This window comes from Nguyenibacter sp. L1 (genome assembly GCF_035199985.1).
Lineage (GTDB): Bacteria > Pseudomonadota > Alphaproteobacteria > Acetobacterales > Acetobacteraceae > Gluconacetobacter > Gluconacetobacter vanlangensis.
In genome coordinates, this window is record NZ_CP127015.1 from 3,663,916 (window position 1) to 3,686,404 (window position 22,489).

The 22,489-nt window shown below is 65.1% G+C and carries 20 protein-coding genes; 12 read left to right on the forward strand and 8 right to left on the reverse strand.

The features are described 5' to 3' along the window. Nucleotides 1-34 precede the first annotated feature (34 nt). The 4 genes from QN315_RS16515 to carA form a co-directional block, all read right to left on the reverse strand. Nucleotides 35-1,231, reverse strand: a complete 1,197-nt coding sequence (locus tag QN315_RS16515; protein ID WP_323990436.1) for a threonine ammonia-lyase — start codon at nucleotides 1,229-1,231, stop codon at nucleotides 35-37. A gap of 10 nt (nucleotides 1,232-1,241) precedes the next feature. Beyond that, nucleotides 1,242-1,715, reverse strand: coding sequence for a transcription elongation factor GreA (greA, locus tag QN315_RS16520; RefSeq protein ID WP_176641020.1), 474 nt, complete (start codon nucleotides 1,713-1,715; stop codon nucleotides 1,242-1,244). Nucleotides 1,716-1,849: 134 nt separating this feature from the next. Continuing rightward, the gene (gene carB, locus QN315_RS16525) at nucleotides 1,850-5,104 is read right to left on the reverse strand and encodes a carbamoyl-phosphate synthase large subunit (protein WP_323990437.1); all 3,255 of its coding nucleotides are present in this window, start codon (nucleotides 5,102-5,104) and stop codon (nucleotides 1,850-1,852) included. Between the two features lie 13 nt (nucleotides 5,105-5,117). Beyond that, the gene (carA, locus tag QN315_RS16530; RefSeq protein WP_323990438.1) at nucleotides 5,118-6,542 is read right to left on the reverse strand and encodes a glutamine-hydrolyzing carbamoyl-phosphate synthase small subunit; all 1,425 of its coding nucleotides are present in this window, start codon (nucleotides 6,540-6,542) and stop codon (nucleotides 5,118-5,120) included. Between the two features lie 149 nt (nucleotides 6,543-6,691). Here carA and QN315_RS16535 point away from each other — a divergent pair, with 149 nt between their 5' ends. The 4 genes from QN315_RS16535 to QN315_RS16550 all read left to right on the forward strand — a co-directional run bounded on the left by QN315_RS16535 (nucleotide 6,692) and on the right by QN315_RS16550 (nucleotide 11,871). Further along, nucleotides 6,692-7,150: a GatB/YqeY domain-containing protein gene (locus tag QN315_RS16535; RefSeq protein WP_323990439.1), complete on the forward strand. Its 459-nt coding sequence runs from the start codon at nucleotides 6,692-6,694 to the stop codon at nucleotides 7,148-7,150. Between the two features lie 4 nt (nucleotides 7,151-7,154). Further along, nucleotides 7,155-9,029 carry a DNA primase gene (gene dnaG, locus QN315_RS16540; protein ID WP_323990440.1) on the forward strand — a complete coding sequence of 625 codons (1,875 nt, stop codon included), beginning with the start codon at nucleotides 7,155-7,157 and terminating at the stop codon, nucleotides 9,027-9,029. Nucleotides 9,030-9,330: 301 nt separating this feature from the next. Further along, entirely contained in the window at nucleotides 9,331-11,283 is a 1,953-nt protein-coding gene (gene rpoD, locus QN315_RS16545) for an RNA polymerase sigma factor RpoD (RefSeq protein WP_323990441.1), read from the forward strand. Between the two features lie 12 nt (nucleotides 11,284-11,295). Beyond that, on the forward strand, nucleotides 11,296-11,871 hold the full coding sequence (locus QN315_RS16550; RefSeq protein ID WP_323990442.1) for a GNAT family N-acetyltransferase: 576 nt from the start codon (nucleotides 11,296-11,298) through the stop codon (nucleotides 11,869-11,871). Between the two features lie 39 nt (nucleotides 11,872-11,910). Here the strand turns inward: QN315_RS16550 and QN315_RS16555 are convergent, their stop codons facing one another. After that, complete coding sequence (locus QN315_RS16555; RefSeq protein WP_323990443.1) at nucleotides 11,911-12,297, reverse strand: type II toxin-antitoxin system VapC family toxin; 387 nt, start codon at nucleotides 12,295-12,297, stop codon at nucleotides 11,911-11,913. Further along, nucleotides 12,294-12,539, reverse strand: a complete 246-nt coding sequence (locus QN315_RS16560) for a type II toxin-antitoxin system prevent-host-death family antitoxin (RefSeq protein ID WP_323990444.1) — start codon at nucleotides 12,537-12,539, stop codon at nucleotides 12,294-12,296. Before QN315_RS16560 ends, QN315_RS16555 begins: the two co-directional genes overlap by 4 nt. 263 nt (nucleotides 12,540-12,802) lie before the next feature. Here QN315_RS16560 and rpsF point away from each other — a divergent pair, with 263 nt between their 5' ends. From rpsF to QN315_RS16590, 6 genes are all read left to right on the forward strand, one after another. Further along, entirely contained in the window at nucleotides 12,803-13,276 is a 474-nt protein-coding gene (gene rpsF / locus QN315_RS16565) for a 30S ribosomal protein S6 (RefSeq protein ID WP_176638875.1), read from the forward strand. A 5-nt stretch (nucleotides 13,277-13,281) separates the two neighbouring features. Then, on the forward strand, nucleotides 13,282-13,557 hold the full coding sequence (gene rpsR / locus QN315_RS16570) for a 30S ribosomal protein S18 (protein ID WP_114726487.1): 276 nt from the start codon (nucleotides 13,282-13,284) through the stop codon (nucleotides 13,555-13,557). Nucleotides 13,558-13,569: 12 nt separating this feature from the next. Next, nucleotides 13,570-14,139: a 50S ribosomal protein L9 gene (gene rplI / locus QN315_RS16575; protein ID WP_323990445.1), complete on the forward strand. Its 570-nt coding sequence runs from the start codon at nucleotides 13,570-13,572 to the stop codon at nucleotides 14,137-14,139. A gap of 176 nt (nucleotides 14,140-14,315) precedes the next feature. Continuing rightward, the gene (locus tag QN315_RS16580) at nucleotides 14,316-15,617 is read left to right on the forward strand and encodes a cyclopropane-fatty-acyl-phospholipid synthase family protein (RefSeq protein ID WP_323990446.1); all 1,302 of its coding nucleotides are present in this window, start codon (nucleotides 14,316-14,318) and stop codon (nucleotides 15,615-15,617) included. Between the two features lie 279 nt (nucleotides 15,618-15,896). Then, a complete protein-coding gene (locus tag QN315_RS16585; protein ID WP_323990447.1) occupies nucleotides 15,897-16,142 on the forward strand; it encodes a hypothetical protein in 246 nt (81 codons plus the stop codon). A gap of 16 nt (nucleotides 16,143-16,158) precedes the next feature. Then, complete coding sequence (locus tag QN315_RS16590) at nucleotides 16,159-16,947, forward strand: hypothetical protein (protein ID WP_323990448.1); 789 nt, start codon at nucleotides 16,159-16,161, stop codon at nucleotides 16,945-16,947. Nucleotides 16,948-17,254: 307 nt separating this feature from the next. On the opposite strand, the gene QN315_RS16595 is transcribed toward QN315_RS16590, so the two are convergent. Then, nucleotides 17,255-19,660, reverse strand: coding sequence for a TonB-dependent receptor (locus QN315_RS16595; RefSeq protein ID WP_323990449.1), 2,406 nt, complete (start codon nucleotides 19,658-19,660; stop codon nucleotides 17,255-17,257). A gap of 274 nt (nucleotides 19,661-19,934) precedes the next feature. Continuing rightward, the gene (locus QN315_RS19635; RefSeq protein WP_408904543.1) at nucleotides 19,935-20,129 is read right to left on the reverse strand and encodes a 3-keto-5-aminohexanoate cleavage protein; all 195 of its coding nucleotides are present in this window, start codon (nucleotides 20,127-20,129) and stop codon (nucleotides 19,935-19,937) included. Nucleotides 20,130-20,271: 142 nt separating this feature from the next. On the opposite strand from QN315_RS19635, the gene QN315_RS16600 reads away from it, so the two are divergent. Continuing rightward, entirely contained in the window at nucleotides 20,272-21,114 is an 843-nt protein-coding gene (locus QN315_RS16600; protein WP_323990450.1) for a MurR/RpiR family transcriptional regulator, read from the forward strand. Continuing rightward, nucleotides 21,111-22,448 carry an aspartate aminotransferase family protein gene (locus tag QN315_RS16605; RefSeq protein ID WP_323990451.1) on the forward strand — a complete coding sequence of 446 codons (1,338 nt, stop codon included), beginning with the start codon at nucleotides 21,111-21,113 and terminating at the stop codon, nucleotides 22,446-22,448. Before QN315_RS16600 ends, QN315_RS16605 begins: the two co-directional genes overlap by 4 nt. Nucleotides 22,449-22,489: the final 41 nt, after the last annotated feature.

Sequence of the window (22,489 nt, forward strand, 5' to 3'; positions counted from 1 at the left end):
GGGGGGCGGCGGGGACCGCAAGGCCCCGCCACCCTTAAACCCGCCGCACGATATAGGTCTTGGCCAGTTCGCCCATGATCTCCTGCGCGTGCGCCGGGTCGCGCGCCTCGATCATCACTTCCAGTTCCGCCGCCTGCACGCTCGGCACGGTGAACAGCCGCTGGTGCGACACTTCCAGGATATTGCCCCCGGCATCACCGATCGTGCGCGAAATATCGGCCAAAATGCCCGGCCGGTCCGGAATCTCCATCTTCAGGCACAGCAGCCGCCCGTCGCGCAGCAGCGAGCGCAGCAGCGTGTTGGCCAGGATGCGGCTGTCGATATTGCCCCCCGTCACCGGCAGCGCCACCCACCTGCCGCGAAACAGCTCCGGATAGGTCAGTATCGCCGCCAGCGCGCTGGCCCCGGCCCCCTCGCTGACCTGCTTGGCCCCTTCGGCCATCAGGGTGATCGCGTCCTCCACCGCGCGCTCCGGCACCACCAGCACGCGGCCGACATGCTCGCGGATGACCGACAGCGGCTTGCGCCCGATCTGCAGCACCGCGATGCCCTCGGCGATCGTGGCCCCGCCCGGCGGCATGATCTCGTCGCCCGGAAATGCGGACAGCGAGGAATAGCTCTCCACCTGCACGCCGATCACGTCCATCTCCGGCCGCAGCGCGCGCGCCACCACCGCAGCACCCGCCAGCAGCCCGCCGCCGCCGATCGGCGCCACCAGCATGTCCAGCGCCCCCGCATCCTCCAGCAGTTCCAGGGCGAAGGTCCCCTGGCCCGCCATCACCGCAGCATCGTCATAGGGCGGGACGAAGACACGCCCCTCGCGCCGGCACAGCGCATCGGCATGCGCGGTCGCCTCGGCGAAATTCGTCCCTTCCAGCACCACGCGCGCCCCCCAGGCCGCGGTGCGCGTCACCTTGGCCGCCGGGGTGAAGCGCGGCATCACGATCACCGCGTCGATCCCCAGCAGGGCGGCATGCCGCGCCACGCCCTGCGCATGGTTGCCGGCCGAAACCGTAATCACCCCGCGTGCCCGCTCCTCGGCCGTCAGCAGCGCCAGCTTGTTCGCGGCACCCCGCTCCTTGAACGAGCCGACCGCCTGCAGATTCTCCAGCTTCAGCACGATCTCCGCGCCCGTCGCCTTCGACAGGGCGTACGACGGCACGGTGGGCGTGCGCAGCACGCGCCCCTCGATCCGCGCGGCGGCGGCCCGGACGTCATCCAGGGTGATCATCGCCGTCGCCTCAGCGATAGGTAACGGCCAGGATCTCGTACGTCCGGTCGCCGCCCGGGGCGGGAACCGACACCGAATCCCCGATCCGCTTGCCGATCAGCGACTTGGCCAGCGGCGAGGAAACCGACAGCAGCCCCGCCTTGATGTCGGCCTCATGCACGCCGACGATCTGATAGGTCGCTTCCTTGTCCGTTTCCTCGTCCACCAGGCTGACCTTCGCGCCGAACATCACCTGGTCGCCCGACAGGCTCGCCGGGTTGATCACCAAGGCCGACGAGACGATCTCCTCCAGTTCCTGGATCCGCCCCTCGATAAAGGACTGGCGTTCCCGCGCGGCATGGTATTCGGCATTTTCCGACAGGTCGCCATGGCTGCGGGCTTCGGCGATGGCGCGGATGACGGCCGGCCGTTCCTCGCTCTTCAGCTTGCGAAGTTCGTCTTCCAGCCGCTGCAGGCCATTGGCCGTCATCGGAAATTTCTGCAAGGCAAGTCCCCAGGATGAAGGTCAGTCGCGCGACTGACGTCAAAGATTGCGACACAAGCGCCGCCAAGACCGAACACGCCGGGCGCCGGGGCCCGACAGGGTCGGCCCCGGCACCCGGCGTAGGTGCAGTGCGCTCAGAACGATCCGCTAAAGTAGGATTGAAGCGGCGCGACTTCAAGCGGTCCTTCCCGCATCGCCGCGATCGCATGGGTCGCGGCGCGCGCCCCGGCCATGGTGGTGAAGTGCGGAATCCCCAATGTCAGGGCCGAACGGCGGATGTCGAAACTATCGGCCACCGACTGCGCGCCCTGCGCGGTGTTGATCACCATCTGCACGTCGCCCGACCGGATGGCGTCCACGCAGTTCGGCCGTCCTTCCAGCACCTTGTTCACCACCTCGACGGCGATCCCGGCCTCGCGCAGGCGCTGCGCGGTGCCGCGGGTGGCCAGGATGGTAAAGCCCATGTCCACCAGCCGCCGCGCCAGCGCCGGCACCGCCGGCTTGTCGCTGCCGCGCACCGACAGGAACACCACCCCCGACAGCGGCAGCCGCACGCCCGCCGCAAGCTGCGACTTGGCGAAGGCCCGCTCGAACGAGGCATCCAACCCCATCACCTCGCCGGTCGAGCGCATTTCCGGCCCCAGGATCGTGTCCACGTTCGGAAAGCGGTTGAACGGGAATACCGCCTCCTTCACCGCCACATGCGGCGCCACCGCCCGGTCGTCCAGGCGGAATTCGGCCAGCTTCGCCCCCGCCATGACCCGCGCGCCGATCTTGGCCACCGGCACGCCGGTCGCCTTGGCCACGAACGGCACGGTGCGCGACGCCCGGGGATTGACCTCCAGCACGAAGATGTCCTGGTCCTTGATCGCGTACTGCACGTTCATCAGCCCGACGATGCCCAGCTCGCGGGCCATCGCCTCGGTCTGTTCCTTCAGCTCGCTGACGATGGCCGGCGACAGCGTATAGGGCGGCAGCGAGCACGCGCTGTCCCCCGAATGGATGCCCGCCTCCTCGATATGCTCCATCACCCCGGCGACATAGACGTCGTGCCCGTCGGCGATGCAGTCCACGTCGGCCTCGATCGCATCGTTCAGGTAGCGGTCGATCAGCACCGGCCCCGACGCGACGTCCTGGCCCGCAAGCTGCAGCGCCACGCGCATATAGCGCTGCAGGCTGGCCCGGTCATGGACGATCTCCATCGCCCGCCCGCCCAGCACATAGGACGGGCGGACGACGACCGGATAGCCGATGCGCTCGGCCACCGCCTCGGCCTCGGCCGGCGAGCGGGCGATGCCGTTGGCCGGCTGGCGCAGTCCCAGCCGGTGCAGCAGCGTCTGGAAGCGCTCGCGGTCCTCGGCGCGGTCGATGGCGTCGGCCGGCGTGCCCAGCAGCGCGATCCCCGCCGCCTCCAGCGCCCGCGACAATTTCAGCGGCGTCTGCCCGCCATATTGCACGATGCAGCCCAGGACCTCGCCCTGCTCCTGCTCGCGGCGGATCAGCCCGATCACGTCCTCGGCCGTCAGCGGCTCGAAATACAGCCGGTCCGAGGTGTCGTAATCGGTCGACACGGTCTCCGGGTTGCAATTGACCATGATGGTCTCGAACCCGGCCTCGCGCAGCGCATAGGCCGCATGGACGCAACAATAATCGAACTCGATCCCCTGGCCGATGCGGTTCGGCCCGCCGCCCAGGATCACGATCTTGCGGCGGCCGGTGGGGCGGCTTTCGCATTCCGGCACCCCGAACCCGCCTTCATAGGTCGAATACATGTAAGGCGTGGCCGAGGCGAACTCGCCCGCGCAGGTATCGATCCGCTTATAGACCGGCGTCACCGCCAGGCGCGCGCGCAGGGCGGCGATCTCATGCGCCTCGGTGCCCGACAGCCGGCCAAGCTGCACGTCCGAGAACCCCATCGCCTTCAGCCGGCGCAGCCCCTGCGCGTCGCGCGGCAGCCCGTCTTGCACCACGGCGTGCTCGGCCGCGACGATCTTCTGCAATTCGCGCAGGAACCACGGCTCGAAACGGCACGCGGCATGGATCTCCTCGACGCTCAGCCCGGCGCGCAGCGCCTGGGCCGCCATCAGGATCCGCTCGGGGCGCGGCTGCGACAGCGCCGCACGGAACGCATCCGGCCCGCCATCGCCCGGCACCTCCACCGGGTCCAGCCCGGCCAGCCCGGTCTCCATCGAGCGCAGGCCCTTCTGCAGCGCCTCGGCGAAGGACCGGCCGATCGCCATCGCCTCGCCGACCGACTTCATGCTGGTCGACAGCAGGGCAGGGGTGCCGGGGAATTTCTCGAAGGTGAAGCGCGGGATCTTCACCACCACGTAATCGATCGTCGGCTCGAACGAGGCCGGGGTCGAGCCGGTGATGTCATTGGCCAACTCGTCCAGCGTATAGCCCACGGCCAGCTTGGCCGCCACCTTGGCGATCGGAAAGCCCGTCGCCTTCGACGCCAGCGCCGATGAGCGCGAGACGCGCGGATTCATCTCGATCACCACCATGCGCCCGTCGGCCGGGTTCACGCCGAACTGCACGTTCGACCCGCCGGTATCCACGCCGATCGCCCGCAGGCAGGCCAGCGAGGCATCGCGCATCCGCTGGTATTCCTTGTCCGTCAGCGTCAGCGCCGGCGCCACGGTGATGGAATCGCCGGTATGCACGCCCATCGGGTCGATATTCTCGATCGAGCAGACGATGATGCAATTGTCCGCGCTGTCGCGGACGACCTCCATCTCATATTCCTTCCATCCCAGCACCGATTCCTCGATCAGCACTTCGGTGGTGGGCGACGCATCCAGGCCCGAGGCCACGATCTGGTCGAATTCCTCGCGGTTATAGGCGATGCCGCCGCCCGATCCGCCCATGGTGAAGGACGGCCGGATCACCGCCGGCAGCCCCACGTCCTCCAGGGCGGCGCGCGCCTCCTCCAGCGTGTGGGCGATCGTGCTGCGCGGGCTCTCGATGCCGATCGCATCCATCGCCTCGCGGAATTTCTGCCGGTCCTCGGCGCGGTCGATCACCTCGGCATCCGCGCCGATCAGCTCCACGCCGTGCTTCTTCAGGAAGCCCGACTTGTCCAGCGCCATGGCGGTGTTCAGCGCGGTCTGCCCGCCCATGGTCGGCAGCACGGCGTCCGGCTTCTCGCGCAGGATGATCCGCTCGACGAATTCCGGGGTGATCGGCTCGATATAGGTCGCATCCGCCAGCCCCGGATCGGTCATGATCGTGGCCGGGTTGGAATTGACCAGGATCACCCGGTACCCTTCCTCGCGCAGCGCCTTGCAGGCCTGCGCGCCGGAATAGTCGAACTCGCAGGCCTGGCCGATGACGATCGGGCCGGCGCCGATGATCAGGATCGAGCGGATATCTGTCCGTTTGGGCATGGGGCGCGGGCTTTCAGACGGTCTGGTTGCTGCGGTCGATCAGGGCGACGAACCGGTCGAACAGATAATGGCTGTCCGACGGGCCGGGGCTCGCCTCGGGATGGTACTGGACCGAGAAGGCCGGATAGCGGTCGGACGCGATCCCCTCGTTCGATCCGTCGAACAGGCTGGTATGGGTCACCCGCACATCCGCCGGCAGGCTGGCCTCGTCCACGGCGAAGCCATGGTTCTGGCTGGTGATCTCCACCTTCCCGGTCGTCAGGTCCTTCACCGGCTGGTTCGCGCCCCGATGGCCGCGCGCCAGCTTATAGGTCCGCGCTCCCAGCGCCTGCGCCAGCAACTGGTGCCCCAGGCAGATGCCGAAGACCGGCTTGCCGGCCGCCAGCACGCCCCGGATCGCCGGCACCGCATATTCCGCCGTCGCCGCCGGGTCCCCCGGACCGTTGGACAGGAACACGCCCTCCGGCCCATGGGCCAGGATCTCTTCCGCCGTCGCCGTCGCCGGCACCACGGTCACGTCGCAGCCCGCGCTGGTCAGGCAGCGCAGGATATTGCGCTTGGCCCCGTAATCCACCGCCACCACGCGCCGCCGCGCGGCCGGGGGGCTGGGCGTATCGCTGCCCGATGGCCAGTGCCACACCCCGTCCCGCCAGGCATAGGCTTCGCCGCAGGTCACCTCCCGCGCCAGGTCCATGCCCTCCAGCCCCGGCCAGGCGGCGGCCCGGGCGCGCAGCGCCGCCAGGTCGAACGCGCCGTCGGCCGGATAGGCCAGGATCGCGGTCTGCGGCCCGCCATCGCGGATGCGCAGGGTGATCGCCCGCGTATCGACGCCGCAGATGCCCGGCACGCCCCGTTCGGCCAGCCAGGCATCCAGCCCCTCGGCCGCGCGCCAGTTCGCCGGCTCGGTCAGGTCCTGCTTGACGACCAGCCCGCGCGCCGCCACCCGCGCGGCCTCGTCATCCTCCGGATTGGCGCCGACATTGCCGATATGCGGAAAGGTGAAGGTGATGATCTGCCCCGCGAAGGACGGATCGGTCAGCGTCTCCTGATAGCCGGTCAAGCCGGTCGAAAAGCACAGCTCGCCGATCGCCGCCCCGTCAGGGGTCGTCTGCGCGCCGAAGCCGCGGCCCCACAGGCTGGTCCCGTCGGCCAGCACCAGCACGGCGGTGGCGCCGTCGGGCGGGGTGTCCGCGCAAACCACGGCTGGGGTGGGAACCTGGGGCTGGGGCATCGTGGTCTCCGCTGGGTCGGACGCGCGGTCCGGTTGCAGGTCTGCAAGGCTCAGGCCGGCATGGCGCAGGATCACCGGCCAGTGCTTGGCCGGGATCGCGCGGGCCTGCCGCCATTTGCGGATGGCCTCGGTCCCGACACCGGTCAGGCGCGCGGCATTGTCCGCGCCGCCCAGACGTTCAATGATGCTTTCGATCGTCATCGGCATGGAGAATTCTTCCTTCCGGGATTATCTCCTACCAGCCTCTCCACCCCCTGGGAAGAAAATTCCCACGCGAATCGACATCTCTCGGGTGGGAAATTTTTTCCGGGCGGCCCGGGTTCGGCCGCCCCCGACCAGGTAAGGAAGACAGGATCATGTCCCTGCGCGCGCGCCTCAATGAAGACCTCAAGACGGCGATGAAGGCCGGCCAGTCCGCGCGGGTCGCCACGCTGCGCATGGTCGCGGCCAGGCTGAAGGACGCCGACATCGCCGCCCGCGTCCGCGGCGTCGGACAGGTCGGCGACGACGAGGCAACCGCGCTGCTGCGCGGCATGATCAAGTCGCGCACCGAATCGGCCGCGCTGTACCGTCAGGGCAACCGCCCCGAACTGGCCGAGAAGGAAGAGTCCGAGATCGAGACGATCCGCGCCTACCTGCCCGCCGAACTCGACGGCGCGGCGCTCGACGCCGCGATCCGCGACGCGATCGCCGCCACCGGCGCCGGCTCGATGCGGGACATGGGCAAGGTGATGGCCGAACTCAAAGCCCGCTTCGGCGCGGCGCTCGATCCCGCCCGCGCCGGCGCCGCGGTCAAGTCGCTGCTGTCCGCCTGACCGCGTGGCCCTCGACCCCGCCTTCCTGGACGAGCTGCGCGCCCGCACGCCGATCGCCTCGGTGATCGGCCGGCGGACCAAACTCGTCCGCTCCGGGCGGAACTGGAAGGCCTGCTGCCCCTTCCACGGCGAGAAGACGCCCTCCTTCTACGTCTATGACGACCATTTCCATTGCTTCGGCTGCGGCGCGCATGGCGACGTGATCTCGTTTGTGATGCAGTCCGAGGGCCGCTCCTTCCCCGAGGCGGTGGCCGAACTCGCCGCCCAGGCGGGGCTCGACGTCCCCCGCGCCACCCCCCAGCAGCGCGAGGCCGACCAGCGCGCCCGCGACCTCACCGAGGTGCTGGACCTGGTGCAGGCCGCCTGGATGCGCCGCCTGCACGCGCCCGAGGGCCGCGCCGGGCTCGCCTATCTGCGCGGCCGCGGCCTCGCGGACGAGACGATCGCCGCCTTCGGGCTGGGCTGGTCGGGCGACGGGCGCGGCAGCCTGCTGGCCGAACTCCAGCCGCACGGCGTCACCCAGGACCTGCTGCTCCAGGCCGGCCTGATGCGGGTGGACGAGGACGGGCGGCCCAGGGGCGAACTCTTCTTCAACCGCGTCATTTTTCCCATCCGCGACCGGCGGGGCGCGCTGGTCTCTTTCGGCGGCCGCATCCTGGGCGACGGCCAGCCGAAATATCTCAACGGCCCCGAAACGGCCCTGTTCTCCAAGCGGCGCACGCTCTTCGGCCTCGACCGCGCCCGCGCCGCCATCCGCGCCCCCCGCCCGCGCGGCGCGCCGCCGGTCGAGCTGGTGGTGGCCGAGGGCTACATGGACGTCATCGCTTTGCATCAGGCCGGCTTCCCCGGCGCCGTCGCCCCGCTGGGCACCGCGCTCACGGCCGAGCAGATGGAGGCGCTATGGCAGATCGCCCCGGCGCCGATCCTGTGTTTCGACGGCGACGCGGCGGGCCAGCGCGCCGCGGTCAAGGCGGCGGAAACCGCCCTGCCGCTGCTCGACGTCAACCGCACCCTGCGCTTCTGCACCCTGCCCGAGGGCGAGGATCCGGACAGCCTGCTGCGCGCCCGCGGCGCCGGCGCGGTGGCGGCGCTGCTCGACGGCGCCAGCCCGCTCGGCCATGTCCTGTTCGACCTGCTGACCGCGGGCGTGCGCGACCCCGGCCCCGAACAGCGCGCCGCCATCCGCCGCCGCCTGACCGAAGTCGCCGCCCTGATCGGCGACAAGGCGCTGGCGGCGGAATATCGCGCGACCCTGCTGGACCGGTTCTTCGCCACCTACCGCCGCGCCAATGCCGGCCCCGGCAGGCGCGGCGGCAAGGGACCGAACGGGGGAACGCACGGCGGGCTGAACGGGGGGGCGCGGATCGAGGCGCCCGCCGTCCCGCCCGCCGCCCCCTTCGCCGCGGGCGACGCCGCGCAGGAACGCATGCGCATCCTCACCGCCATCCTGCTGCGCCACCCCGACATCCTGCCGGAAATCGAGGACGCCTATTGCCGGCTGGACCTGCCCCCCGTCCTGGCCCGGGTGCGCGCCGCGGTAATGGACCTCGCCGCCGGCGGCGACCTGGGCGGCGCCGAGGACCTGGCCGCCCGCCTGGACGCGGCCGGCCTGGCCGGGGACCGCGCCCTGGCGCTGGCCGCCGATCCGCTGCCGCTGGCCCTCAGTGCCGCGGATACGCTGATGGCGGTCGAGGTGCGGCAGGAATGGTGGCATTTCTACGCCCTGCTCAATGTCCGCCAGTTCGGCGAGGACGTGCGCCTCGACACCGAACGGCTTTGCGCCGGCACGCTGGACGCGAAATCCTGGGCCAGCCTGCGCACCCGCCTGCTGGCATGGGAGTCCCTGCGCCGCGGCGACACGCTGACCGAGGATGCATGAGGGGGATGCATAAGGGCCCGAGGGTCCATGCGGGGTGCATGACGGACGGAAGAACGCGCGGTTTTTCGCGCCCCGCTCCGCCGGGCCCATCCCGTCCGTCCCGGTTTGGCCCCTTGACTTCCGACCCTGAATCGACCACCTGCACCACACTGAAATTGTCAGATGCGATAGAATGGCCCTTTCGTGTCCGGTGGCTTGCATCCCGCCCAGGCGGGACGGCCGGGCGGCGAAGCAGGGCCGGCACGCCGTCGCGCGGCGTGCGACGGATGGCACGGTAGCGGGTGAGGGGACAGGGCAGGCGATGGCGACAAAGACGGCCGCGAGTACGGAAGCGACTTCTGGCGATCAGGATAACGACACAACTCTGCTGGACACGCAATCCGGAGCCGTCAAGAGGCTGATCGCCCGCGGCAAGGAACGGGGCTACATCACCTTCGACGAGCTGAACGCCGTCCTGCCGCAGGACCAGATGTCCTCCGAGCAGATCGAGGACGTGATGGCGGTCCTGTCGGAAATGGGCATCCAGGTCGTCGAGAACGAGGATAACGACGATTCCGAGGCCAACCGCGAGGAAAAGGCCGAAGAGGCCGAGGCCGAGGAGGAAGGCGGCGCCGCCGGCAACGTCGATACCGAGAGCCTGGGCCGCACCGACGACCCGGTGCGCATGTATCTGCGCGAGATGGGCTCGGTCGAGCTGCTGTCGCGCGAGGGCGAGATCGCCATCGCCAAGCGGATCGAGGCCGGCCGCGACGAGATGATCGGCGGCCTGTGCGAGAGCCCGCTGACCTTCAGCGCCATCATCTCCTGGCATGACCGCCTCAAGGCGGGCGAGATGCTGCTGCGCGACATCGTCGATCTCGAAGCCATGCAGTCCGGCGGCGCCGGCCCCGAGAGCGAGGGCGCCGAAGAGGGCGAGCCGCAGGACGAATCCGGCTTCGAGGCGGGCGCCGAGCCCGAGGACGGCGACGAGGGCGAGGGCGCCGGCCTGTCGCTCTCGGCGCTCGAGGAAAAGCTGAAGCCCGAGATCCTCGCCCGGTTCGAGGAGATCGAGGAACTCTATTCCCGCCTGCAGAAGCTGCAGTCCAAGCGTCTCGAAACCCTGACCTCGGGCGCCGAGATGTCCGACAAGTCGGAAAAATCCTACGAGAAGCTGCGCGAGGAACTGGTCGGCAAGGTGCAGCAGGTGCACCTGCACAACACGCGCATCGAAGTGCTGGTCCAGCATCTCAAGGAAATCTTCCAGCGCCTGAACGGGCTGGAAGGCCGCATGCTGCGCCTGGCCGAAAGCTGCAAGGTCTCGCGTGAGGATTTCCTGATCAAGTATCGCGGCAGCGAGCTGGATCCGGGCTGGATGGACATGGTCTCCGCCCTGCCGGCCAAGGGCTGGAAGAATTTCGTGGCCCGGCATGCCGACGCGGTGCGCGACCTGCGCGCCCAGGTCGCCGCCCTGTCGCAGGAAACCGGCCTGCCGGTCGGCGAATTCCGCCGCGTCTACGCCACCGTCTCGCGCGGCGAGCGCGATTCCGCCCGCGCCAAGAAGGAGATGATCGAGGCCAATCTGCGCCTGGTCATCTCGATCGCCAAGAAATACACCAATCGCGGCCTGCAATTCCTCGACCTGATCCAAGAGGGCAATATCGGGCTGATGAAGGCGGTCGATAAGTTCGAATATCGCCGCGGCTACAAATTCTCGACCTACGCCACCTGGTGGATCCGCCAGGCGATCACCCGCTCGATCGCCGACCAGGCGCGGACGATCCGCATTCCCGTGCACATGATCGAAACGATCAACAAGCTGGTGCGCACCTCGCGCCAGATGCTGCACGAGATCGGCCGCGAGCCCGCGCCCGAGGAACTGGCCGAAAAGCTGGGCATGCCGCTGGAAAAAGTGCGCAAGGTGCTCAAGATCGCCAAGGAGCCGATCTCCCTCGAAACCCCGATCGGCGACGAGGAAGACAGCCATCTCGGCGATTTCATCGAGGACAAGTCGGCCGTCATCCCCCTGGACGCCGCGATCCAGACCAACCTGCGCGAGGCGACGACCCGCGTCCTGTCCTCGCTGACCCCGCGTGAGGAACGCGTGCTGCGCATGCGCTTCGGCATCGGCATGAACACCGACCACACGCTCGAAGAGGTCGGCCAGCAATTCAACGTCACGCGCGAACGCATCCGCCAGATCGAGGCCAAGGCGCTGCGCAAGCTCAAGCACCCCAGCCGAAGCCGCAAGCTGCGCTCGTTCCTCGACGACAACTGATCGCCCCCGCCCATGTCCGCCTCGCTCGCAGCCGGCCCGGCCACCCGGGTCGCCGTCGACGTCACCTTCCTCTGCATGGACGCGCCCCCCGCCGGGCGCGCGCCCCCGCTGCCGGACGGCTATCGCATCGACCATTACCCGGCCCCGCCCGTCGCGTTCTATCGCCGCCTCTATGACGGCGTCGGGCAGGATTATTGCTGGTGGCTGCGCCGCGCCATGCCCGACGGCGAACTGGCGGCCCTGCTGCGCGATCCCACGGTGCGGGTGAACGTGCTGTGGCACGGGCAGGAGGTCTGCGGCTTCTTCGAGCTGGACTGCGCGATGCCCGACGAGGTCAACCTGGCCTATTTCGGCCTGATGCCCGGCCGGATCGGACAGGGCATCGGCCGCGCCTTCCTGCGCGCGGCCCTCGACGCCGCCTGGGCCTCGGGCCCGTCCAGCGTGCGGGTCAATACCTGCACCGCCGACCATCCCCGCGCGCTCGACACCTACCTGCAGGCCGGCTTCCGCCGCATCCGCACGATCCGCGAGATCTGGGACATCCCCGACCGGCTGGGCCTCGCCATCCCCCCCGGCCTGCGCATCTGAAAAGACAGCCGAAGACCCATCAGCCGGACACGACCCGGCTCAGACGGCTCTGACAGGACCCGGATAGGCTTGTACCAGCGGGTCGTGGGTCAGCAGCAGAAATCCCTCCACCATCGCCTGCGCGATCAGAAGACGGTCGAACGGATCGCGATGCAGGTTGGGCAGACCGCTGACCGCGACCGCATGCTGGCTGGTGATCGGCAGTTCCGTGTAATCGTTTTCGATCAGGCCGCGCCGCAACAGATGCGGGTCGACCCGAAAATCGGCACGGCCCAAGCCGGCCTTAATCGTGATTTCCCACAGGCTGGCGGCACTGAAAACCAGGCTGTGATCCGGATCTTCCAGCAACGCCCTGGCTTCGACGGACAGCCTGTCCGGCGTCCCCGCCGCCCACAGCAGCAGGTGGGTATCCAGCAGCAGCTTCACGGCCGCCCCTCGAAGGCGGCCCGGATCGCCTCCTGCCCCATGTGGTCGAAATCGTCGGGCACCTGGAGTTCACCCGCAAGAAAGCCAAGGCGCCGCGCCCGGCGCGCCGTGGGCGCCGAAACCGGGCTGACCCGCGCGACCGGCCTGCCGGCCTTGGCGATGATGAAGCTCTCCCCCTTGCTCGCATCATCGATCAGCCGCGACAGATGAGTCTTGGCCTCGTGAATGTTGAAGGTCCGCATGAGCCGCTCCAGACTTGACCATGTCAACTTAGTCCACTGCGGATCGTCATCGCAACGTCGATCATGCGGTTTCGTCGGCCGAAAACGGCACGCCACCGCCATCGGGGCAGTTTCCCCTTGCGATCCGCCGGGCTTTGTGCTTCACACCGCTCCTTCCCTGCCGGGGCGCGGCATCGCCCCGGCTATACCCATGCCCCGCGGGAGGGGCGCCGTCCGGACCGGGTCCGGCGCGGCCGGGTTGACCTTATCCGAAGGGAGTTCCCATGCCGTTATACGAGACCGTGTTCATCGCACGTAACGATGTGTCGCAGCAGCAGGTCGAAGCCGTCGCCGACGGGATCGCCGCCCTGCTCGAAACCGACGGCGGCGCCGTCCGCAAGCGCGAATATTGGGGCCTGCGCAGCCTGGCCTACCGCATCAAGAAGAACCGCAAGGGCCATTACATGCTCCTCGGCCTGGATGCGAAGCCGGAAACGATCAAGGAAATCGAGCGCCAGCTCAGCCTGAACGAAGACGTGATGCGCGTGCTGACCCTGCGCGTCGAGGAAATCGACGAGGCGCCGTCCGTGATCCTGTCCCGCAAGGGCGACGACCGCGAGCGCGGCTTCCGCGGTCCCAAGCCCGCCGGCCGGTTCGAGAGCGGCCGCGGCGGCCGTCGCGGCTATGACGACCGCGAGGAGTTCCGGGCCCGCAATGAGCGCGAGGATTCGCGCGATATCGACGGCGAAGCGGAGTAAGAATCATGTCCGACACCACCGAGATCAATCCCGCCGCCCGCCGCACGGCCGTCGGTGCCCGCCGTCCGTTCTACCGCCGCCGCAAATCCTGCCCGTTCTCCGGCCCCAACGCGCCGAAGATCGACTACAAGGACGTGCGCCTGCTCAGCCGCTTCCTCTCCGAGCGCGGCAAGATCGTGCCCAGCCGCATCACCGCGGTCTCGGCCAAGAAGCAGCGTGAACTGGCCCAGGCGATCAAGCGCGCCCGGTTCCTGGCACTCCTGCCCTACATCGTCGGCTAAGGGGGGAAGATCATGTCCGCAGTCGAACTGATCCTGCTCCAGCGCGTCGAAAACCTGGGGCAGATGGGCGAAGTCGTGAAGGTGAAGCCGGGCTACGCCCGCAACTTCCTGCTGCCCCAGGGCAAGGCGATCCGCGCCAACGCCGCCAACCGCGAGCGTTTCGAGCGCGAGCGCATCCATCTCGAGGCCCAGAACCTCAAGCGCCGTGAAGAGGCCGAGCGCCTGTCCGAGCGCATGCACGGCCTGTCCGTCATCCTGATCCGTCAGGCCGGCGACAGCGGCAGCCTGTACGGTTCGGTTACCACCCGCGACGTTGCCGAAGCCGCCACCCAGGCCGGCCTCGGCATCACCCGCGCGCAGGTGGTCCTCGAACACCCGATCAAGCAGCTCGGCCTGTACGAGGTCCGCGTGGCCCTGCACCCCGAGGTCTCGATCCCCGTCACGGTGAACGTGGCCCGCTCGGAAGAAGAAGCCGAGCGCCAGGCTCGCGGCGAGGCGATCGGCGTCGAGGTGGAAGAACCCGCCGGCTTCGTCGAGGAAGCGCTGACCGAGGAAACGGCCGAAGCCTCCGCCGAAGCCTGATCCGCATTCCCTGCCGCGGCGCCCTGGCGCCCGGCCGGGGGGCCAGGGCCCGGACGCAACCGCGTCCGGGCCTTTGTCGTTGAAAAGGCTGGTAAAGATCGCGCCAGCCGTCTTTACGGATCGCCGCGCGCCCGTCATGCTCGCTCCCGAGCCGAAAGCAGGGAGGGGAACGCGGCATGACGCCGGTCATCGACAGGATCTTTCGCAGCTTCATCGCGCATGGGCGGCTGGACGTCGTCTTTTCCGACGGCACGCGGCGCACCTATGTCGGCACGCCCGGTCCCGTCGCCGGATTGCGCATCCTCTCCCCCGCCGTCGAACGCCGCCTGATCGTCAATCCCGCCCTGGCGTTCGGCGAGGCCTATATGGACGGCCAGGTCCTCCCGCTCGGCTGCTCGCTCTACGACATGCTGCACGTGCTCATGTCCAACAGCATGCATGCCGGCCATGTCGGCGAGGCCGCGGCCCGGCTGGTCCGCCACGCCAAGCGCACCTGGACGCAATTCAACCCGGCCTGGCGCGCGCGCCGCAACGTCGCCCACCATTACGACCTCAACGGCGCGCTCTACGACCTGTTCCTCGATGCCGACCGGCAATATTCCTGCGCCTATTTCCCGCGCGGCGACGAAACGCTGGAAGAGGCCCAGCGTGCCAAGAAACACCATATCGCCGCCAAGCTCCGCCTCGACCGTCCCGATCTCGAGGTCCTGGATATCGGCTGCGGCTGGGGCGGCATGGCGCTGACGCTCGCGCGCGACTACGGCGCCCGCGTCACCGGCATCACCCTGTCGCACGAACAGCTCGCCGTCGCGCGCGACCGCGCGCGGGCGGCCGGGCTGGCCGACCGGGTGCGCTTCGAACTGCTCGATTACCGCGCGGTGACGCGGCGCTTCGACCGCATCGTCTCGGTCGGCATGTTCGAACATGTCGGCATCGGCCATTACCGCCGCTTCTTCCGCGTGGTGCACGATATCCTGGCCCCCGACGGGGTCATGCTGCTGCATTCGATCGGCCGCAACGACCCGCCTGGCTCGACCAATCCCTGGCTCGACCGCTACATCTTCCCCGGCGGCTACTCCCCGGCGCTCAGCGAAACCTTCGCCGCGATCGAAAAATCGAATTTGTGGGTGACGGATTGCGAAATCCTGCGCCTGCACTACGCCATGACGATCGCCCACTGGCGCGCCCGCTTCGCCGCCAACCGCGACAGGATCCGCGCGCTCTACGACGAGCGGTTCTGCCGGATGTTCGAATTCTACCTGGCCGGGGTGGAACTCTCCTTCCGCGTCCAGGGCCACATGAACTTCCAGCTCCAGATCACCCGCGCGATCGACGCCGTGCCCCTGACCCGCGACTACATGTTCGACGCCGAACGCACCGCCCCCGCCCGGGGCGCCGCCCCAGACCCCGCTCTGGACCCCGCTCTGGACCCCGCCAAAGGCCGGCGGCCTTTGGAAACCGATTCGTTAATAAAATGAAGTGGGTCGCAGCGAGCCCGGCACGCTGAGGCCTGGCATAATCTGCTGAGTCAGCAAGCGACGAGGAAAGAAATAATCGCCCCGCATTGTTCAAAAAAACCTTCAAATTTAACAGAAGGTTCGCAACAGTAGGTGCGGCGACAGCCGAATGCTGATCAGACAGAAATAGATCCAATAAGAGCGTGAGCGGGGCGCATATGCTATCCTGGCAAGGGGTGGAAGGACTTGAATGGAGCCGGCAAGACAGCGGTAGCGGCTGGGGGGGGGGGCGGGAGCACGATGACCACGGGCGTACAAAGCGACGTGCTCCATTCTCATCCGTATTATGAAAACCAGCGCGGCTTCGGTCATCAGATGGCTCGCCGACAGTTGGGGGAATGGCGCTTTGGTGTCGTTCCTCTTTTTGCTATTCCTATAAGGATTATCGTACAAGGCTGGAATTTTCGTGAATATACTGTCAGATGCATGTGTGCTGATCTGTTTATGCTTTTACCCAACCATCTGGTTGCGACGGTTTTCAATTGACGGCACGCGATTTTTTTTGTCGACCACATTTTTTATTTCTTTGGCTATTGTCATTATTTGTGGCCGCACTGAAAGTTGTATTTCAAATATTGAATTAACTAGATTTGGTATTGGTAATTTATTTCCTTATCTTCGGATTGGATTTACAGAGGAGTCTATTAAAACAATAGGTGCTATCTGCTTGTTAGGCTTTCTGAAGATAAAACCGACATCTCCTGATCAGGTTAAATGTTTCTTGGGAATAGGATATTTTTTCGGTTTGATCGAAGGAATATTTCGAATGCCGGGGATAGCGGCTAATAGCAGAAAATTTGTGCTATCGCAAAGTATACCATTTGATATCGACATTCACTTGGCCTTGATCATTCAAGATGCTGCAGCGGTATATATTGGCTCTTCAAGAAAAGATGGATTAAAATATTCTGTGCTAATAATGTTTGTAACATGCCTGGAGCACTCTATATTTGATTATTTCTATGCCATGGATCCACTCAAAATTTATGGAACTATACTATATTACATTCCGGTGTCTGTCATTTTTGTGTGCTCTATAATTACTTTTTATTTTCTGGGCAGCATCAAGATTACGGCGCCATGGGTGCCCGTAGCAGGCGCTTTTTTTACTATATTACCTTTCTTTGCTTCTTATAAAAATTTGTCCGATTTTTTCTGTAAGCAAAACATTTATATTGCGATTTTATTCTCATTTTTGTCAGCAATTTTTGATTTTTATACTTTATTAAACCGCAAAATTGGTATTTATGTTCAGAAATGGCACCTCGCAAGACAGGTCGACGTTGGATAATTCTTTCGCCGCGAAGTCGCTGACGGACGCCGTAATGCCAGGCTCGGGCGTGTTCAGGTCGCCAGACTCTGCTTGTAAAGATTGTGGCCTGGAGTCGTATCGGCCTGATTCTGGTAACGACGCTTCTCCGGCTTCGGAAGCTACACGTGCCTCATTCACTCAATGATTTTATTATTCTATTGTCGAATCGTCTATATGTATAATATGTCGAACTCAGAGCAACAGAGATCAACATGATCTTGATTGTTTTCGGGTTGCTCATTGTTCTTTGCTTTTATGAAAAGACGAGGGGCAGGAAAGCCTTTACTCAGAAATCTATGCGCAGCGAGCCAAAAAACACTCTCGGCGCGCCGGGTAACATGGATTGCGTGGTCAGGGCGCCTGTCGAGATGCTCATCGGGTTGCCGTTTTCGCCCATTGTCGAGATATAGCGCGTGTTCAGCAGGTTCGAGATATCGAAAGACAATTCAACATTTTTCACTATCTTCGGAACCCCCAGCGCCCGGGTCGCCGTGGCCAGCCTGTAACGGACGCCCAGATTGGTCATCCAGTAACCGCCGACCTTGACGTCGCCCGTATACGCGTAATTGCGCGGTCCGATATAGGCGGCATCGATATGGGGCGAGAAAGCTCCGTACTGGTAGGCCAAGCTCGTATTGTACATGAATCTGGGGAAATTGACGACCTGCTTTCCGGCAGTCGGAAACGAAACGCCCGAATTCGTGATATTCTGGTCATATGTGGAGTGGTTGTAGCTGACCGCATTGGTAATGCGCAGGTTCATGATCGGCGTGATGGTTATGGCGGCATCCACGCCGTTCATTGTGACCCCGCCGACGTTTTGTACCGCCGAGATCGGATTGATCAGCGACCCCGCCGTGATCTGCTGCAGACGGTTTTTGAAATTCGTCCGATACGCATAGACCGATGCCGACACCAGATCGCCGTTGAAACGGTAGCCGGCCGCATAGGTCCACGCTGTCTCGGGCTTGATTCCGCCCCGGCTCAGCGCGAACGCACTCTGCGACACCGCCAGCGGCGAATTGCACAGATTATAGCCGCACTCAGCATAGGTGTGGAGATTTTTCGAAATATCGACAAACAGTTCATGATGTTTCAGAAAATGCCAGTCGGCCGCCAGATGCGGCAGAAACGCGCTTGATGCGGTCAGGCTTTCTCCGCTTGTGATCGCGGCACCAAGCCCGTAATAGGCTGGATTCAGATAGCCGTCGCCCACGCGGACGGTGCTGAGAATGGACTTGAACCCCGCACTCAGCGCGATATTGCGCGTCGGATGGAACGTGTCATCGACGAAGGCAGTCATGGTATTGGTATTATAGTTTTGGTTGAATATTTGCCCAAACGGGTTTTTCCACCACACGCGTCCGTTGGGAACGCTCCCTTGGATCACGCCATTGACCACCAGAGGCATCGAATAGACATACATGGGCGACTGGTAGCTGTCGTTTTCATACCAGGCACCAATACCGATATGATTTCTCGCGATGTCATAATGCATCGCGGACAGCACGCCGAAACGCTGGATGGACGGCTGCTTCGACAGTTCGCTCAACGGAGCCCCGTTGGGCGACGGGAAATACGGCGTCGTCCAGTGGGTCTGGTTATCCTCGCCATGTCCATACGCTGTCGTCGTCCAGGTCAGGTTATGCCCAAGCGCGATATCGGCCTTCAGGCCGCCGAAATAATCGACGGTGCTGGTGGCGCCGTCATAATACGACGCGTCCAGCGGATCGCTCAGCTTCTCGTAACCAGCGGGAAAACGCCCCTGCGCCGCCTGATAGGCGGCAATATATCCGCTGGCTCGGCCGTTATAATAATTCGAAACGCGCTGTCCCAGCGTTCCCAGAATTTCGGGCGACAGATCCTGATAGCCATCATTATGCAGGTCGCTCCAGTCGAAGAATGCTGCGACCCGACTGTGCTGGCCGATCGGCTGCACGAGTTTCACGTTGATCTGTTGCATGAAATTCTCGCCGTACCCACGCCAGTACCTGCTGTCGTTACGCATATAGGAAGCGAAGAATTTCGTGCCCGACGCATTGAGCGCACCGCTGTCGAAACGGGCAAACGTATGAAACAGGCCATACGAACCGAAACCCTGCCGGACGGTGCCGCCCATGACGTCCTTGGGATCGATGCTTTTATAGCTCAGTGACCCGCCCAGATTGCTGGTCGAGGCGATCTCCTCCGCACCGGCCGACTGCGACACGTCGATCCGCTCCACGTTTTCCGAAGAAATCGCCATGATCGGGTTCAGGCCGTTGTAATTGCGGTAGGTCACCTCGCCGAGCGGCATGTCGTCCAGCGTAAAGCCCAGTTCCTGCTGCTGGAAACCATGCATGAAGACCTGGCTGGACCAGACATCCACCCCCTGCGCGTCGGCAGCCTGATACATGATGCCAGGCAACTGGGCCAACGCCTTGAGCGGATTTGTTCCGGGCGGCTGCTGCTCGATGCGGCTTTGCCCAAGCGATACCTTGATGCCCTGCACGCGACGCGTCCCGCCGACCTCGATCGTCTCGTCATTGTGCACGGCGTCATTGTGCATGGGCGCGCGCACGGCCGCAGGTCGGCCGACGCTGCCGGCGATATTGCGGCCCGCCGAAACCTTGCGGCCAGAACTCGCATCCGCGGAAGTGGAATACAGAAAAGTCATCCCCAGAAAAACAAACAGAAGACGTGACTTATCCATCGCTCCCTCCCAGGAATTTGATATAAAATTATTTAGTAAGATGCAAAAAAGGCTCCGCCATTCACGGGGAGAACATGCACGAACCGCAAATAGACTTGGGAATTCCCTATCCGGTACTGAACGCAACTCCATCTGTTCCGAGGCCAGAACGTATGCACGGCGCCGCATGTTGTCAACACATTTGTTGCACAATGATTCACTATGATACGTATGTTTCATAGTTGACCCGAAATCCCTCGACACCATTCGCATGGCCCTGCTTGATCTTTTTCTATCATGACGAGTACCCGCCGCGGTTTTTCCGAACATGCACATGGATCATCGCAGCCCCCGCCTCCTGACAGGCGTTCGCCCTGCGCGCAAGGTCTGCAGGTGTCAGCGGGATGGCGGCATGATCGATCTTGGCCCTGCGGCCGCCATCCGGGGCGACGGCGATCGTCGCGGCACGGTCGTGCAGGGCAGGGGGCATCGATATGGTCTCGCGATAGGATACATTTGAATCTTACTAATATAATATGAAACGTATGTTGCAATTTTGTTCCGCATTTGGTAGGATCGTCCGTATGGAACATGCCCCCCTGTCCGATCGTATCCTTGCGGAATTCGACACGATGTCGGCGCAGCTACAAGCAGCGGCGCGTTATATGCTCGACCATCCGCACGACGTCGCGCTTCTGTCGATGCGCGAGCAGGCCCGGCGCTGCAGCGTCCAACCGGCAACCATGACCCGTCTGGCCAAACGTCTCGGCTTTTCCGGATTCGACGATATCCGCGCGCTCTACGCCGGCGCACTGCGCGGGGCCCATACCGGCTTTTCCGGCAATGCGGGCGCGCAGCTCTCGACCCAGAAGCAGCATGGCGATAAGGCCCTGGCGGTCGACATGCTCCGCGCGGCGGCGAGCCATATCGACCGTCTCAGCGCGGATGACTGCCTCGCGCGGATCGTCGCGTCAGCCAAGGCCTTGGCATCGGCTCGGCGCGTCTATTCCCTGGGCCTGCGCGCGTGCCATCCGCTGTCCTGGCACCTGCATTATGTCCTGACCCTGCTGGGCGAGCGCACCGTGCTGCTCGATGCCGTCGGCAATACCGGCGCCGACATGCTGGCCACAGCCACAAACGAGGACGTGCTGTTCGCCGCCAGTGTCGCACCCTACACGCGGGCCAGCATCGATCTCGCAGAACATGCCGCGTCGCGCGGCCTGCCGATCGTGGCGCTGACCGACAGCGACGCCTCGCCGCTCGCGCAGATCGCGAGCCACGTCATTGTCGTGCCGATCGCAGGCCCGTCCTTCTTTCACACGATGGTGCCGGCCTTCCTCGTCACCGAAATCCTCGCGACCCTGATTACGGGAAACAAGGGCGACAGGGCGCTTGCGGCTCTGGCGCGCATGGACGACCACCTGGCCGCGCTCGACATCCACTACACGTCCAGAAAGGCCAGAAAACCGCGATGAGCCGCCTTCTTCACCGCACCACGAGCGCCTGCCTGCCCCGCGCCGTCGCCGCAGCCGGCATCGAGATCGTCGATCAGGACGGGCGGCGATATATTGACGCCTCCGGCGGCGCTGCCGTCTCCTGCCTCGGCCATTCCCATCCGGACGTGCTCGCGGCCCTGCACGCCCAACTCGACACGCTGGCCTATGCCCATACCAGCTTCTTCACGTCCGACATTGCCGAGCGCCTGGCCGACCGACTGATCGCGGACGCGCCCGCCGGGCTCAATCGCGTCTATCTCGTCAGCGGCGGGTCGGAAGCGGTCGAGGCGGCGCTGAAAATGGCGCGGCAATATTTCGTGGAAACCGGTGCGCCAGAACGCCGCCACGTGATCGCGCGCCGCCAGAGCTATCACGGCAACACGCTCGGTGCGCTCGCGGCCGGCGGCAATGAATGGCGGCGCGCGCCCTTCCGTCCGTTGCTGCCGCAAACGCATCATATCGACCCGTGCTTCGCCTATCGCTACCGCGATGCGGGCGAATCCGACGCCGATTATGCTGCGCGCGCGGCAGGACAGCTCGAGGACAAGATCCTCGAGCTGGGTCCCGGCACCGTCATGGCGTTCGTCGCGGAAACCGTGGTGGGCGCGACGGCTGGCGCCGTGCCTGCGGTGGGCGATTATTTCCGGCGCATCCGTGAGATCTGCAGCCGTCACGGCGTGTTGCTGATCCTCGATGAGGTCATGTGTGGCATGGGCCGCACCGGCACGCTGCACGCCTGCGAGCAAGAGGGCATCACGCCGGACCTCATGACCATCGCCAAGGGCCTGGGCGGCGGATACCAGCCGATCGGCGCGGTCCTACTGTCGGAACGCATTTTCGAATCATTCGCGACAGGATCGGGATTTTTCCAGCATGGCCACACCTATATGGGCCATCCGATGGCTGCCGCCGCGGCGCTTGCGGTGCAGGAGGTGATCCGGCGCGATGATCTTCTGGCCAATGTCACGACCATGGGGGCTCATCTGCGGGCACGACTTGCCGAACGCTTCGGCGATCACCCGCATGTGGGCGATATCAGGGGGCGTGGACTGTTCCAGGCGCTGGAATTCGTGGCCGACCGGGCAACCGCCACCCCGTTCGATCCCGGGCGCAAGCTCCACGCGGCGATCAAGTCCGAGGCCATGGCGCGCGGATTGATGGTCTATCCGATGGGCGGCACGATCGACGGCGCCCGGGGCGATCACGCCCTGATCGCGCCCCCCTTCATCATCGATGCCGCCCAGATCGACGACGTGGTCGAGCGGCTGGGCGAGGCCGTGGATGCCGCCATCGCCGGAGCGCGCCCTTCATGATGGCGATAAGCACCACCCCGTCCCATCCGATAATGAATTCC